Source organism: Flammeovirgaceae bacterium (genome assembly GCA_015180985.1).
In the GTDB taxonomy this organism is placed as follows: domain Bacteria; phylum Bacteroidota; class Bacteroidia; order Cytophagales; family Cyclobacteriaceae; genus UBA2336.
In genome coordinates this window covers 304469-317216 of the sequence record CP054185.1, presented here as the reverse complement: position 1 = coordinate 317216, position 12748 = coordinate 304469, and the positions used below count along the sequence as shown (strand labels likewise).

At 47.8% G+C, this 12748-nt stretch carries 23 protein-coding genes; all 23 read left to right on the top strand.

What is annotated here, in order from left to right:
• The first annotated feature begins 3 nt into the window (after positions 1-3).
• Positions 4-198: a 50S ribosomal protein L29 gene (gene rpmC / locus HRU69_01550; GenBank protein ID QOI96237.1), complete on the top strand. Its 195-nt coding sequence runs from the start codon at positions 4-6 to the stop codon at positions 196-198.
• A 5-nt stretch (positions 199-203) separates the two neighbouring features.
• On the top strand, positions 204-458 hold the full coding sequence (gene rpsQ, locus HRU69_01545) for a 30S ribosomal protein S17 (protein ID QOI96236.1): 255 nt from the start codon (positions 204-206) through the stop codon (positions 456-458).
• A gap of 2 nt (positions 459-460) precedes the next feature.
• On the top strand, positions 461-829 hold the full coding sequence (gene rplN, locus HRU69_01540) for a 50S ribosomal protein L14 (protein ID QOI96235.1): 369 nt from the start codon (positions 461-463) through the stop codon (positions 827-829).
• Between the two features lie 3 nt (positions 830-832).
• Positions 833-1174, top strand: coding sequence for a 50S ribosomal protein L24 (gene rplX, locus HRU69_01535; GenBank protein QOI96234.1), 342 nt, complete (start codon positions 833-835; stop codon positions 1172-1174).
• Positions 1174-1725, top strand: a complete 552-nt coding sequence (gene rplE / locus HRU69_01530; GenBank protein QOI96233.1) for a 50S ribosomal protein L5 — start codon at positions 1174-1176, stop codon at positions 1723-1725. The genes rplX and rplE overlap by 1 nt, the downstream gene beginning before the upstream one ends.
• Before the next feature lie 6 nt (positions 1726-1731).
• Positions 1732-2001: a 30S ribosomal protein S14 gene (gene rpsN, locus HRU69_01525; protein QOI96232.1), complete on the top strand. Its 270-nt coding sequence runs from the start codon at positions 1732-1734 to the stop codon at positions 1999-2001.
• Between the two features lie 166 nt (positions 2002-2167).
• Positions 2168-2566, top strand: a complete 399-nt coding sequence (gene rpsH / locus HRU69_01520) for a 30S ribosomal protein S8 (GenBank protein QOI96231.1) — start codon at positions 2168-2170, stop codon at positions 2564-2566.
• A 13-nt stretch (positions 2567-2579) separates the two neighbouring features.
• On the top strand, positions 2580-3137 hold the full coding sequence (gene rplF / locus HRU69_01515; GenBank protein ID QOI96230.1) for a 50S ribosomal protein L6: 558 nt from the start codon (positions 2580-2582) through the stop codon (positions 3135-3137).
• A gap of 24 nt (positions 3138-3161) precedes the next feature.
• Positions 3162-3512 carry a 50S ribosomal protein L18 gene (locus tag HRU69_01510; protein QOI96229.1) on the top strand — a complete coding sequence of 117 codons (351 nt, stop codon included), beginning with the start codon at positions 3162-3164 and terminating at the stop codon, positions 3510-3512.
• 22 nt (positions 3513-3534) lie between these two features.
• Positions 3535-4053, top strand: a complete 519-nt coding sequence (rpsE, locus tag HRU69_01505; protein QOI96228.1) for a 30S ribosomal protein S5 — start codon at positions 3535-3537, stop codon at positions 4051-4053.
• Positions 4054-4058: 5 nt separating this feature from the next.
• On the top strand, positions 4059-4238 hold the full coding sequence (gene rpmD, locus HRU69_01500) for a 50S ribosomal protein L30 (GenBank protein ID QOI96227.1): 180 nt from the start codon (positions 4059-4061) through the stop codon (positions 4236-4238).
• A gap of 1 nt (position 4239) precedes the next feature.
• Positions 4240-4677: a 50S ribosomal protein L15 gene (rplO, locus tag HRU69_01495; GenBank protein QOI96226.1), complete on the top strand. Its 438-nt coding sequence runs from the start codon at positions 4240-4242 to the stop codon at positions 4675-4677.
• Between the two features lie 2 nt (positions 4678-4679).
• Positions 4680-5999, top strand: a complete 1320-nt coding sequence (secY, locus tag HRU69_01490; GenBank protein QOI96225.1) for a preprotein translocase subunit SecY — start codon at positions 4680-4682, stop codon at positions 5997-5999.
• Positions 6000-6006: 7 nt separating this feature from the next.
• Positions 6007-6804 (top strand): type I methionyl aminopeptidase, encoded by a 798-nt coding sequence (gene map, locus HRU69_01485; GenBank protein QOI96224.1) that lies wholly within the window; start codon positions 6007-6009, stop codon positions 6802-6804.
• Entirely contained in the window at positions 6783-7001 is a 219-nt protein-coding gene (infA, locus tag HRU69_01480; GenBank protein QOI96223.1) for a translation initiation factor IF-1, read from the top strand. Before map ends, infA begins: the two co-directional genes overlap by 22 nt.
• Positions 7002-7013: 12 nt before the next feature.
• Entirely contained in the window at positions 7014-7130 is a 117-nt protein-coding gene (gene rpmJ / locus HRU69_01475; protein ID QOI96222.1) for a 50S ribosomal protein L36, read from the top strand.
• A gap of 24 nt (positions 7131-7154) precedes the next feature.
• Positions 7155-7535, top strand: coding sequence for a 30S ribosomal protein S13 (rpsM, locus tag HRU69_01470; protein ID QOI96221.1), 381 nt, complete (start codon positions 7155-7157; stop codon positions 7533-7535).
• 30 nt (positions 7536-7565) lie between these two features.
• A complete protein-coding gene (rpsK, locus tag HRU69_01465; protein QOI96220.1) occupies positions 7566-7961 on the top strand; it encodes a 30S ribosomal protein S11 in 396 nt (131 codons plus the stop codon).
• Between the two features lie 37 nt (positions 7962-7998).
• Positions 7999-8604: a 30S ribosomal protein S4 gene (rpsD, locus tag HRU69_01460; protein ID QOI96219.1), complete on the top strand. Its 606-nt coding sequence runs from the start codon at positions 7999-8001 to the stop codon at positions 8602-8604.
• Between the two features lie 26 nt (positions 8605-8630).
• Positions 8631-9620 (top strand): DNA-directed RNA polymerase subunit alpha, encoded by a 990-nt coding sequence (locus HRU69_01455; GenBank protein QOI96218.1) that lies wholly within the window; start codon positions 8631-8633, stop codon positions 9618-9620.
• 6 nt (positions 9621-9626) lie between these two features.
• Complete coding sequence (gene rplQ / locus HRU69_01450) at positions 9627-10157, top strand: 50S ribosomal protein L17 (GenBank protein ID QOI96217.1); 531 nt, start codon at positions 9627-9629, stop codon at positions 10155-10157.
• A 135-nt stretch (positions 10158-10292) separates the two neighbouring features.
• Positions 10293-11405: a glutamine-hydrolyzing carbamoyl-phosphate synthase small subunit gene (gene carA / locus HRU69_01445; GenBank protein QOI98795.1), complete on the top strand. Its 1113-nt coding sequence runs from the start codon at positions 10293-10295 to the stop codon at positions 11403-11405.
• A gap of 15 nt (positions 11406-11420) precedes the next feature.
• Entirely contained in the window at positions 11421-12698 is a 1278-nt protein-coding gene (eno, locus tag HRU69_01440) for a phosphopyruvate hydratase (GenBank protein QOI96216.1), read from the top strand.
• Positions 12699-12748: the final 50 nt, after the last annotated feature.

Genomic DNA, 12748 nt, shown 5'->3' with positions numbered 1-12748 from the left:
GCCATGAAGAATACAGACATTAAAGCATTGAGCGTACCGGAACTCACTGAAAAAATAGCCAGTGAAAAAGAGGCATTGCGAAAAATGAAGTTCGCCCATCAGGTATCGGCAATTGAAAATCCCATGCGGATTAAACAAACCCGCAAATTGATTGCCCGCCTGCAAACCGAGCTTCGTGCGAAAGAGATTCAAAAATAATTCCTATGGAAAGGAAACTTAGAAAAGAACGTGTTGGCGTAGTGGTGAGCAATAAAATGCAGAAAAGCATAACCGTTGCGGTTGACCGCAAGGTTAAGCATCCCATCTACGAAAAGTTTGTTCACAAAACCACCAAGTTCATGGCCCATGACGAAAAAAATGAAGCCGGCATTGGTGATACCGTGCGCATTATGGAAACGCGCCCGTTAAGCAAGAACAAGCGCTGGAGATTAGTTGAGATTGTTGAAAAAGCGAAATAAGTATGATACGTACCGAAACCCGATTAACGGTAGCTGATAACAGCGGAGCAAAAGAAGTGCTTTGTATGCACGTACTGGGCGGAAGTAAAAGGCGGTATGCTTCCGTTGGCGATAAGATCGTAGTAACGGTTAAGTCGGCCATGCCCACCAGCCAGGTAAAAAAGGGTACCGTATCGAAAGCGGTAGTGGTACGAACCACCAAGGAGATCCGCAGAAAGGATGGATCGTACATCCGGTTTGAAGATAATGCAGCTGTGCTGCTCAACAACCAGGATGAGCCCCGCGGTACCCGCATTTTCGGGCCGGTAGCCCGCGAGTTGCGTGAAAAACAGTTTATGAAGATTGTGTCACTGGCACCTGAAGTGATTTAAGTCATGGAAAGAAAATATAACAAACAACCCAAACTCCACATCCGTAAAGGCGATACCGTGAAGGTTATTGCCGGAGACGATAAAGGTAAAACCGGAAAGGTGCTGGAAGTGTGGCTGCAGAAAAACCGGGCTATTGTTGAAGGGATTAATGTAGTTACCAAACACGAGAAACCTTCGGCCGGAAAGCCCGAAGGCGGTATTAAAAAAACCGAAGGCTCCATACACATCAGTAACCTGATGTTGGTTGACCCGGCCAGCGGCAAGCCTACCCGGGTTGGAAGAAAGCCGAATGAAAAAGGCAAGCTTCAACGTTATGCGAAGAAAACAGGAGAATTTATAAAGTGATGGCTACCCCAAGATTAAAAGAAAAGTATCAGAAAGAAATTGTACCGGCTTTGAAGTCAAAGTTTCAGTACAAGTCGGTTATGCAGGTACCTAAGATTGATAAGATCTGCATCAACAAGGGTATGGGTGTTGCCGTAACCGATAAGAAGTTGATTGATGTGGCGGTTGAGGAAATTTCAGCAATCACCGGCCAAAAAGCTGTTGCCACCAAATCGAAAAAAGCGATTTCGAATTTCAAGTTGCGCGAGGATATGCCCATTGGCGTACGCGTTACCCTCCGGGGCGACCGGATGTATGAATTTATGGACCGCCTGATGAATATTGCCCTTCCGCGTGTGCGCGATTTCCGTGGTGTGAATCCGAAAGGATTTGACGGTCGTGGAAACTATACCCTGGGGGTAAAGGAACAAATCATCTTCCCGGAAATTTCCATTGATAAAGTAAATAAGATCAGCGGGATGGACATTACGTTCGTAACCACTGCCAAAACCGATGAAGAAAGCTACGAGCTCCTGAAGGCATTCGGGATGCCGTTTGCCAATAAAAACTAAAAACGAATGGCGAAACTATCTGTAATAGCAAGGCAAACCAAACGGGAAAAACTGGTGGCATTGTATGCTGCCAAGCGCAAGAGTTTAAAAGAAGCAGGCGATTACGTAGCGCTTGATAAACTTCCGCGCAATGCCTCACCGGTGCGTTTAAAAAACCGGTGCAAGCTTACCGGCCGCCCGAAAGGGTACGTGGGAAAATTTGGCGTATGCCGGAATGTTTTCCGCGAAATGGCCTCAGCAGGCAAAATCCCGGGGTTGACCAAGGCTAGCTGGTAATAACCGGCACGACATATTGATTAGGTTGCTGAGTACCAAGGTCCCCCGGCCGGCAACCGGGGCGAAACCAGGTAACAGTTTGGATAACAGAAATTGTTAGGTATCTTTGCAGCCCGTTTAAAACGGGCTGCTTTATTTAAAGCATTTTAGACTAAGAAATAGAAACATGACAGATCCTATTTCAGATTATTTAACCCGGTTGCGCAATGCCATAAAGGCAAACCACAAGGTGGTTGAAATTCCTGCGTCAAACCTGAAGAAAGAAATAACCAAGGTGTTATTTGATAAAGGCTATATCCTCAATTATAAGTTTGAGGACGGACTGGCCAATCAGGGCGTAATAAAAATAGCCCTGAAGTATAACCCCGAAACCCGCGAGTCGGCCATTTCCAGGCTTGAGCGCGTCAGCACTCCGGGCTTGCGCAAGTATGTTGACACCAGCCGCCTGCCCCGGGTAATGAACGGGTTGGGTGTAGCCATCCTATCCACTTCGAAAGGAGTGATTACCGATAAGGAAGCCCGCAAAATGAATGTAGGGGGTGAAGTTTTATGTTACGTGTATTAAACGAACGGAAGCTATGTCGCGCATAGGAAGACAACCCATAAACATCCCTGCAGGAATTACCTTTACATTCTCGAAAGAGAATCACAAGGTAACCGTTAAAGGCCCGAAGGGTGAACTCTCGCAGGTTATCGATCCGGATTTTACAATCAAGCAGGAAAACAACCAGGTTATTGTTGAGCGGCCCACGGAGCAAAAGCGCCACAAGGCCATGCATGGTTTATACCGTGCACTTATTGCCAACATGGTTGAAGGAGTAAAGAACGGCTATAAGCAACAACTGGAACTGGTGGGTGTAGGTTTTAAAGCCAATGCCCAATCCAATGTACTTGAACTAAGCCTGGGATATTCACACAATATCTTTCTGGCGGTTCCGCAGGAAGTAAAAGTGCAGGCCACCCAGGAGAAGGGAGGCAACCCCACTATTACACTGGAAGGTATCGATAAACAGTTGGTAGGCCAGGTGGCGGCCAAAATCAAATCGCTGCGTAAAGTGGAACCGTACAAAGGCAAGGGTATCCGGTTTGTGGGTGAATATGTTCGCAGAAAAGCCGGTAAGGCAGCTGCTAAATAATAGGTAATTGTAAATACGATATCGATGGCAGGTAAGAACACAGCAAGGCGGGCACGGATTAAGATGGGTGTCCGCAAGAAGATAACAGGTACAGCCGAGCGCCCGCGGTTAACCGTATTCCGCAGCAATACCGGCATCTATGCCCAGGTTATTGACGATAGCAAGGGAGTTACGTTAACCTCAGTGTCAACCCGTGAGCTGGGCGAGAAAGCCACCCTCAATATGGCTAATTCAAAGAATGCCGGGAAAAAGATTGCTGAAAAAGCCATCGCTGCCGGAGTAACCACCGTGGTGTTCGATCGCAACGGCTATCTGTACCATGGGAATATAAAAGCATTTGCGGAAGGTGCCCGCGAGGGCGGATTGAAATTCTAAACTTCAGACAAAAAAAATTAGTATGTCAGTAAGCAACATCAGTACGGTTAAGGCAAGCGAAATTGATCTGAAAGAACGCGTGGTTGCCATTGAGCGTGTAGCCAAAGTGGTAAAGGGCGGTCGCAGGTTCAGTTTTGCTGCAATTGTCGTTGTGGGCGATGGAAACGGAGTAGTGGGTTACGGACTTGGCAAAGCCAACGAGGTAACCGATGCGATAACCAAGGGCATTGACGATGCCAAGAAGCACCTGGTTAAAGTTCCGATTGCAAAAGGCACCGTGCCGCACGAAGCCATTGGCAAGTTTGGTGGCGGGTTGGTGTTGCTCAAGCCGGCTTCACCGGGTACCGGTGTAATTGCCGGAGGTGCCATGCGTGCCGTGTTGGAAAGTGCCGGTATTCATAATGTGTTAGCCAAATCAAAAGGATCTTCCAATCCGCATAACGTGGTAAAAGCAACCTTTAAGGCTCTTACCAGCATGCGCGATCCTTTTACCGTTGCTAAAAACCGCGGTGTATCACTGTCGAAAGTATTTAACGGATAAGAGCCATGGGTAAGGTAAAAATTACGCAATCGCGAAGTGACATTAAGCGACCGGAGACACAGCAGCGCACCTTGCGCGCGCTGGGCCTGGGCCGTTTAAATAGATCAGTAGAAGTTGAACTCACCCCGCAGATTGCCGGGATGATTCAGAAAGTAAATCACTTGGTTACTGTAAAGGAACTGTAAAATGAAACTGCATACACTGAAGCCGGCAGAAGGATCGGTAAAAACCAATAAGCGGCTCGGGCGCGGACAAGGCTCGGGCGGAACTACGGCCGGTCGCGGCCACAAAGGGGCTAAATCCCGTTCGGGTTACGCCAAGAAATTCGGTTTCGAAGGCGGCCAGATGCCGCTGCAGAGACGCGTACCGAAGTTCGGTTTTAAGAATAACAACAAAGAGTATTTCAAAGCAGTTAACCTGGACGTACTCGAAACCCTGGCGGCCAAATCGAGTGACATCAGCCTTCAGTTTTTGATTGACAACGGAATTGTAGGTAAAAAAGATAAAGTGAAAGTGCTGGGCCGGGGCGAACTGAAAGCGAAAGTAAATGTTCAGGCGCACGCCTTCTCTGAAACCGCCATCAAGGCTATTGAAAAGGCCGGAGGCTCAACAACCAAGATTTAATAATGAAGCGATTCATTACCACCATACGGAATATTTTCTCAATTGAAGATCTGCGTGTCCGGATTCTTAACACGATTGGTTTTCTGATTATCTTCAGACTCGGCTCCTTTATCGTGTTGCCCGGTATCGATCCGGTAATACTGGCAGGCAATGTAGCCTCTGGTGGTATTTTTGATCTGCTCAACACGTTCCTCGGTGGTTCGTTCAGCCGTGCATCCATTTTTGCACTGGGTATAATGCCCTACATATCGGCATCCATTATTGTACAATTGCTCACGTTTGCTGTACCCTATTTTCAAAAGCTACAGAAGGAGGGAGACTCCGGCCGGAAGCGCCTCAACCAGATGACCCGCGTACTCACCATCTTTATCACGGGCTTCCAATCATACGGCTATATCCGCGGTACTATACCTGTTGAAGCAATAACCAATCCCGGCTTCTTTTTCTATTTCTCTTCCATCACCATCCTCATTGCCGGAACCATGTTCTGCATGTGGCTGGGCGAACGCATTACGGATAAAGGTATCGGTAACGGTATTTCCATGCTGATCATGATCGGTATTGTTAGCCGTTTCCCGGGCGCCATCATTGATGAAGCGGTGAACAACCGGGGTATGCAGGGTGCTTTGCTGTTTATTATCGAATTGCTGGCCTTGTTCTTTGTGGTAATGGGTGTAATCATGCTTACGCAGGCTACCCGGAGGATACCTATTCAATATGCCAAACAGGTTATCGGAAATAAACTGTATGGCGGCAAACGCGATTTCATTCCGCTTAAGTTAAACTCAGCCGGTGTTATGCCAATCATCTTTGCACAGGCGCTGATGTTCATTCCGGCTTTGCTGGCCGGCTTCTGGCGCGATAGCGACATTGGGGCCTATATCGGTTCAACGTTCTCTGACTTTACCAGCTGGCAGTATAACCTGCTGTTTGGTTCGTTGATTCTGATATTTACATTTTTCTACACAGCTATTACCATTAATTCAAATGATATAGCGGATAACCTGAAACGAAACGGTGGGTTCATACCCGGGATAAAGCCGGGTAAGCAAACCGCTGAATTTATCGATACAGTTTTGTCAAGAATCACACTGCCCGGTGCGTTGTTCCTGGTGGTTGTTGCGGTGCTGCCGGCTTTTGCTGTGCGGGCCGGTGTCGGTCAGAATTTTGCCCAGTTTTATGGTGGCACTTCACTGCTGATTATGGTGGGGGTAATCCTCGATACCCTGCAGCAGATTGAAAGCTACCTGTTAATGCGGCATTATGAAGGCATGATGAAATCGGGACGTGTGAAAGGTCGTTCTCAATTTGCTGCGGCTTAAGTGCTGAATGGTTCACTTAAAGTCTGAAGAGGAGATACACATCATCAAAGAGGGTGCCCACATATTGGGCAAAGCTCATGGTGAAGTGGCTGGTCTGATAAAACCCGGCATCAAAACTTCAGTACTCGATAAGGTGGCCGAAGAATTTATCCGCGATCACGGAGGTATCCCGTCATTCAAAAACTATAACGGGTCCTTTCCGGCATCGCTGTGTATTTCGGTAAATGATGTGGTGGTGCATGGAATCCCATCAAGTTATGAGCTGAAAGAAGCGGATGTGGTATCGATTGATTGCGGGGTGTACTACAAAGGCTATCACAGCGATTCAGCCTACACCTATCCTTTGGAAGGTGCCGATGAAAAAGTGCTGTTGTTGCTGGAGCGGACCTATGAATCGCTGTTCAAAGGAATTGAACAGGCTAAGGCCGGAAACCGGATGGGCGATGTGAGTTATGCCATACAGAGCTATGTGGAGAGTTTTGGCTACGGTGTAGTGCGTGAGTTGGTGGGTCACGGTGTAGGTAAAAAACTGCACGAAGATCCGGAGGTGCCCAATTTTGGTAAACGGGGCAAAGGCGTAAAACTGGTGCCCGGAATGGTGTTTGCCATTGAACCCATGATTAACATGGGTACTAAAAACGTGGTGCAGGAGCGTGACGGATGGACCATACGCACAGCCGACAGGCGACCCTCGGCTCATTTTGAGCACATGGTTGCCATACGGGAAGATAGAACAGAGGTGTTAACAACACATCAGTATATAGAAGAAAAGTATTCGTATAAGTGGCGAAGCAAAAGTCGATAGAGCAGGATGGAACGATAACCGAAGCGTTATCGAACGCCATGTTTCGGGTTCAGTTGGAAAACGGACACGAAGTGCTGGCACACATATCAGGCAAGATGCGGATGAACTACATCCGGTTATTGCCTGGCGATAAGGTAAGGCTTGAGATGTCGCCCTACGATTTGACAAAAGGAAGAATTGTATTCAGGTATAAATAAGGATTGAACGCAATGAAAGTAAAAGCATCCATAAAGAAACGCAGTGCCGATTGCAAAATCATCAGGCGCAACGGCAAGCTCTATGTTATTAACAAAAAGAACCCCCGGTTTAAACAGCGCCAGGGATAACCAAAACACGATAACTTATACAACATGGCAAGGATACAAGGTGTCGATATTCCGGATAACAAACGTGGCGAAATCAGCCTCACGTACATTTACGGTATTGGCCGCAGGTCAGCGCAAAACATTCTTACCCAGGCGGGTGTGGATTGGAATAAGAAGGCAAAAGACTGGACCGATGAGGAGTCGAATGCTATTCGTTCCATCATCTCCGAGAAATTCCGGGTAGAAGGTTCCCTGCGTTCCGAAGTGCAACTGAGCATCAAGCGGCTGATGGACATTGGCTGCTACCGGGGCCTTCGCCACCGCAAAGGGTTGCCGGTGCGTGGACAGACAACCAAAAACAACGCCCGTACGCGCAAAGGAAAACGTAAGACCGTAGCCAATAAGAAGAAGGCCACGAAAGGGTAATTGATATAGAAACAATAACGAACAAGGATAATGTCAACCGAGAAACGTAAAGACAAAGCCAAGAAGCGGGTAGTAAACGTGGAAGCCGTAGGTCAGGCGCATATTAAAGCCACGTTTAATAACATCGTTATTTCTATGACCAACTCCACGGGTCAGGTAGTTACCTGGTCTTCGGCAGGCAAAATGGGGTTTAAAGGTTCGAAAAAAAATACTCCGTATGCAGCCCAGATGGCCGCCCAGGATTGCGCCACGCGCGCCTTCGAACTTGGCCTGCGCAAAGTGGAAGTATTTGTGAAGGGTCCGGGCGCTGGACGCGAGTCGGCCATCCGTACCATTCAAACTGCGGGCATTGAAGTGACGGCCATTAAGGATATGACACCGCTTCCGCATAATGGTTGTCGCCCGCCAAAGAAGAGAAGGGTTTAATTGACTTAAAAAACTGAAATAAAAAAATCAAGAAGTAATGGCACGATATACAGGTCCAAAAGCCAGAATATCCAGGCGATTCGGAGAGCCGGTAATGGGTGAGAATAAAGCGCTTCAGAAGAAGAACTTTGCCCCTGGTATGCACGGTCGTGGAAAGAAACGCAAGCAGTCGGAATACGCTACGCAGTTAGCCGAGAAGCAAAAAGCAAAATACATCTATGGTCTGCTGGAACGGCAGTTCGCCAAGTTGTTTGATAAGGCTTCGCGAAAAAAAGGGGTAACCGGTGAAGTGTTGCTGCAATTACTGGAAGCACGACTCGATAACACGGTTTACCGCATGGGCATTGCGCCAACCCGTAGGGGCGCCCGACAGCTTGTGCTGCACAAGCACATTACCGTAAATGGCGAAGTTGTAAATGTTCCTTCTTTTACCCTTCGTCCGGGCGATAAAGTGGGTGTTCGTGAGAAATCGAAATCACTCGAAACCATTACCAACAGCCTCTCGTTGCAGAGTGCGCGAAAATACTCCTGGCTGGAATGGGATGGTGCCGAAATGGAAGGAAAACTTATCCACCTGCCTCCGCGAGAGGATATACCGGAGAACATCAACGAGCAGCTTATCGTTGAATTGTACTCAAAATAATTCTAACCTTTAATCAGAACGTAACTATGTCAATACTTGCATTTCAAATACCCGATAAAGTGGTGATGGAAAAGGCCGATGATTTTCACGGCACCTTTACCTTCAAGCCGCTTGAAAAAGGTTATGGCGTAACCATCGGTAATGCGCTGCGCAGAATTCTGCTCTCCTCGCTGGAAGGCTATGCCATTACCGGTATTAAAATACCGGGAGTGCTGCATGAATTTTCTACACTGGAAGGTGTTGTGGAAGATGTGGCTGAGATCATCCTGAACCTGAAAATGGTTCGGTTGAAGAAGACCGGTGACAACTTCGACAGCAAAGTAACAGTTAACATCAAGAAGCAAAAGCAATTTAAAGCAGGCGACATTGCCCGGTTTACTTCTGCTTTTGAAGTATTGAATCCCGACCACGTTATCTGTAACCTGGATGAAACGGCCACTTTTGAAATTGAACTGACCATCGATAAAGGCCGTGGTTACCTCCCGGCCGAAGAAAGTAAGCCGGCCGAACAGGTATTCGGGTTTATTCCCATTGATGCCATCTTTACGCCTATTAAAAACGTGAAGTACAGCGTGGAGAATACCCGTGTGGAACAAAAAACCGACTACGAAAAGCTGGTTCTTGATATACAAACCGATGGTTCCATCCACCCTGAGAAGGCGTTGGAAGGTGCCGCCCATATCCTGATTAAGCACTTCGCCTTGTTCAGCGATAAGTCAATGGAACTTGAAACCGGCAAAGATGCTGAAGTAGAGCAGGTAGATGAGGAGATGCTGCACATGCGCAAACTCCTGAAGACTCCGCTTCACGATTTAGATCTGTCAGTAAGGGCGTACAACTGCCTTAAGGCTGCCGATGTGAAAACCCTGGGCGACCTGGTGCAATTGGAGATTTCCGATATGATGAAGTTCAGAAACTTCGGAAAGAAATCGCTTGCTGAATTAGAACAATTGGTTTCAGAGAAAGGCCTGACGTTCGGTATGGACCTCGGGAAATATAAACTCGAAGAAGATTAACGAATCATGAGACACGGTAAGAAAGTAAATCATCTGGGAAGAACGTCCAGCCATCGGAAAGCAATGCTCTCCAACATGGCCAGTTCGCTCATCCTTAAAAAGCGCATTACCACCACGGTTGCTAAGGCCAAAGCTTTGCGTAAATACGTTGAGCCTTTGCTGACAAAAGCCAAAACGGATTCAACCCACTCGCGCAGAACAGTATTCTCGTACCTCCAAAATAAGGAGTCAGTTAGCGAGTTGTTCGGTACCGTGGCTTCCCGCATAGCCGAGCGTCAGGGCGGTTATACCCGTATTATTAAAATGGGCGATGTACGCCTGGGCGATAATGCCGAAATGTGCCTGATTGAACTGGTTGACTTTAACGAACTATACGGCAAGGAAGCCGTGGCCAAGAAAGGCAAGACCCGCAGAAGCCGGGGGACTAAGGGCAAAAAGGAGGAAACAGCCGCTGAAACAACTGAAACCGTTGCTTCAGAACCTAAAGCCGAAAAGAAACCCGCTAAAAAGAAATCGGATAAAAAAGATAAAGAATAACGTGCGATTCGGCATACAAAAGGGATTGGGCATTTGGTTCAATCCCTTTTTTTATTGCGTTTTTGCGAGTGTCTGCAAAAATTACCGGGTAAAGGTCTGTCATATCGGATTGCGGACTATTTTTGTTAAACCTGAATCGAAGTGAAAAAGAAAGCGTACCTCTTACTGCAAGATGGCCTGTTGGTGGAAGGCAACCTGGTCGGTAGCCCGGGCACAACCGGTGGTGAAATCTGTTTCAATACCGGCATGACGGGCTATCAGGAAATCTACACCGACCCGTCATATTTCGGGCAGATTATTGTGAACACCACAGCCCATATTGGAAACTACGGAACGGTGGATGCCGAGCAGGAATCTGATTCGCCCAAAATCAGCGGCATCGTGGTAAACGAATTTTCAACTGAATTCAGCCGGGCAACCGCACGCGAAAGTCTGCAACATTATCTTGAGAAACATAAGATAACCGGGATTGCTGATGTGGATACCCGGATGCTCGTAAGGCACATCCGCAGCAAGGGAGCGATGAATGCTCTGATCTCTTCCGAACTTACACCGGAGCAGATGAAAAAGGAAATTCTGAACGTGCCCTCGATGGACGGCCTTGAACTTGCGTCCAAAGTTTCTACTTCAAAACCCTATTTTTTCGGAAGCAGCGATTCCGATTACCGGGTTGCCGCGCTTGATGTGGGCATCAAGAAAAGTATCCTTACCAACCTGGCCAGGGTGGGCTGCTACATTCAGGTGTTTCCGGCAAAGACATCGTTCGAAATGATGGAGCAGTGGAATCCGCACGGGTACTTTATTTCCAATGGCCCGGGCGATCCAGCGGTAATGGAGTATGCCATCACCACGGTAAAGAAAATACTTGATGCCGATAAACCGTTGTTTGGGATATGCCTCGGCCATCAATTGCTGGCCCTGGCCTGCGGACTTTCAACCTACAAAATGCATCACGGCCATCGGGGACTTAACCATCCGGTTAAAAACCTGGTAACCGGGTTGGGTGAAATCACATCGCAGAATCACGGGTTTGCCGTAAGCGAAAAAGATATTGAGAAAAATAACGAGGTAGAAGTCACTCATCTTCACCTGAACGACAACACCATCATGGGCATTCGTCTTAAAAACAAGCAGGCCTTTTCGGTACAGTACCACCCGGAAGCATCACCCGGACCACACGACTCACGCTACCTGTTTGAGCAGTTTGTTTCCATGATCCGGAAAAGTGAAATGAAAGTTGCCATTTAGAAATTCAAAGCACCTATGAGTTTAATTGAAAGTATTCACGCCCGGCAGATACTGGACAGCCGCGGCAATCCCACTATTGAAGTTGATGTAGTTACCGAAAGCGGAGCTTACGGACGCGCGGCCGTACCATCCGGAGCATCAACCGGAACACATGAAGCTGTAGAGTTGCGTGATGGTGATAAGAAAAAATACCTCGGCAAAGGTGTGCTGAAGGCCGTGGATAACGTAAACAATAAAATCGCGGCTGAAGTGGTTGGCTTTTCTGTTTTTGAACAGAACCTGCTCGATAAAATCATGATCGAGTTGGATGGTACGCCCAACAAATCGAAGATTGGCGCCAATGCCATACTCGGCACTTCACTGGCCATCGCCAAAGCAGCGGCCATGGAAGCCGGCATGCCCCTGTATCGCTACATGGGTGGTGTGAGCGCCAACACGCTGCCCGTGCCGATGATGAATATCCTGAATGGCGGAAGTCATGCCGACAATGCCATCGACTTCCAGGAGTTTATGGTAATGCCCGTAGGGGCCGACACGTTTTCAGAAGCGCTGCGCATGGGTGCCGAAGTTTTTCATACCCTGAAGAAAGTGCTGCACGACAAAGGATTATCTACCAACGTGGGCGATGAAGGCGGTTTTGCTCCAAACCTGAAGTCGAACGAAGAGGCTATTGAAGTGGTACTGAAAGCGATTGAAAAAGCCGGCTACAAACCCGGCTCGGATATTTTTATCGCGCTTGATCCGGCCGCTTCGGAGTTCTACGACTCCAAAGCCAAAGTATATCACTTCAAAAAGTCGTCCGGTAAAAAACTGAAGCCGATAGAAATGGCCGATTATTGGGCCAACTGGATAAAGAAATATCCGATTATTTCGCTTGAAGACGGCATGGCCGAGGATGACTGGACCGGGTGGAAAGCATTAAGCGACAAGGTGGGCAAGAAAGTACAACTGGTGGGCGATGACCTTTTTGTGACCAACGTAAAGCGGCTTCAAAAAGGAATTGACGATGGTATTGCCAATGCCATCCTTATAAAGGTGAATCAGATTGGTTCTTTAACGGAAACGATTGATGCCGTTAATCTGGCCAGGCGCAATGGTTACAAGAGTGTGATGTCGCACCGCTCGGGCGAAACCGAAGACAGCACCATTGCCGACCTGGCAGTAGCCTTGAATACCGGACAGATTAAGACCGGCTCCGCTTCTCGATCTGACCGGATGGCCAAATACAACCAGCTTATCCGCATTGAAGAAGAACTGGGCGAGGTGGCGTACTTTCCGGGAAAGAAGTTCTGACCACCTTGGAATACAGGGTTGTAATCTCCCGTAATTAGCGCTACCTTAGA